This window comes from Nguyenibacter vanlangensis, assembly GCF_013376155.1.
GTDB classification, from domain to species: domain Bacteria; phylum Pseudomonadota; class Alphaproteobacteria; order Acetobacterales; family Acetobacteraceae; genus Gluconacetobacter; species Gluconacetobacter vanlangensis.
This window is the reverse complement of record NZ_JABXXP010000882.1, coordinates 1-1,027: the sequence shown is the minus strand read 5'-3', so window position 1 is coordinate 1,027 and position 1,027 is coordinate 1. Positions and strand designations below refer to the sequence as shown.

Sequence of the window (1,027 nt, the reverse complement as noted above, 5' to 3'; positions counted from 1 at the left end):
CCCATGCCGCTCGACGCGCGCGGCCGGCCCGTGCCGCCGGTCGATCCGTTCATGCGGATCGCGACCCTGGACGCTCTGGTCGAGGCAGGCGGCCCGCTGGCGCTCAAGACGCTGTTCGTCGCCGGTCTGGGGGTGATCTTCCTGTCGCATACCCCGCTGCTGTGGCGGCTGTAACGCGGGCGGAAGAAAAGAAAGTGTGGCGCCGGGAACATTTTGCATCACGCACCGACGCCACACAGACCTGTCTCGATCCGAATTATAGCGAAATTATGACGGACGCCATGACAGGCGCTCCACTCAGCACAACTGGCCCGCCGCGCAGGGCGGGGCCGACGGCCCCATCGGCGCCCTCATCGGTGCCCCCATCGGCGCTCGCATCAGCGGCTGCATCGATGGTTGCGGCGCCCCCATGCCCGGTGACGGCGGCGGGACGACCTGCGGGACATTGGGGGGCAGGTCCTGCGGATTCAGGGGCTGCGCCGGCGGGGCCGGCTGACCGGGATAATAGACCGGGCCGCGATAATTCGGCGCCAGTTGCGCGGCGTTCAGCCGGTCGATCAGCGAATCCCCCGTCCCGTCCGGATAGGCCGAATGCGGAATGGCCACCTGCGCACCGCGCGGCGGCGCGGCCAAGGCGGGCATCACCCGCGTGGACATCACCAGGGCGGACATCGCCAGCACCACGCATGCGATCGCCAGGCCGGCATGCCGAGAGGATGGAACATGGTCGGTCATGGGAAAACCCTCGCCTGTTGTGGCTGACCCAGTATCGCATGGGAAGCTGCGGCGTTCACCGGTCGTGGACGGTTTTCCCTCCGGGCGGGGGCTGGTCATGTCCCGCCTGATCGGCTAGGCAACGAGGCATGTTTTTTCCGCACCGCGCCTGGGCCCGGCCCGCGCATAGGACCCGGACCGCGAGTATGACCGATCTTATCCGTGCCGCTGCCCGTGGCGTCGTTCCGACCTTCCGGCCGACCCTGTTCGGCCTGTGCGCCGTGCTGTGCGCCGGGGCCGCCCATGCCGCGCC

1 protein-coding gene is annotated in these 1,027 nt (G+C 69.0%); it reads right to left on the bottom strand.

Annotation, left to right across the window (positions count from 1 at the left end; translation table 11 throughout):
- Positions 1–297: 297 nt before the first annotated feature.
- Positions 298–735: a hypothetical protein gene (locus HUK84_RS23370; RefSeq protein ID WP_246285791.1), complete on the bottom strand. Its 438-nt coding sequence runs from the start codon at positions 733–735 to the stop codon at positions 298–300.
- Positions 736–1,027: the final 292 nt, after the last annotated feature.

Bases quoted from the DNA above. Each gene is read 5' to 3' on its own strand.
- HUK84_RS23370 (WP_246285791.1), bottom strand. From the start codon at position 735: ATGACCGACCATGTTCCATCCTCTCGGCATGCCGGCCTGGCGATCGCA.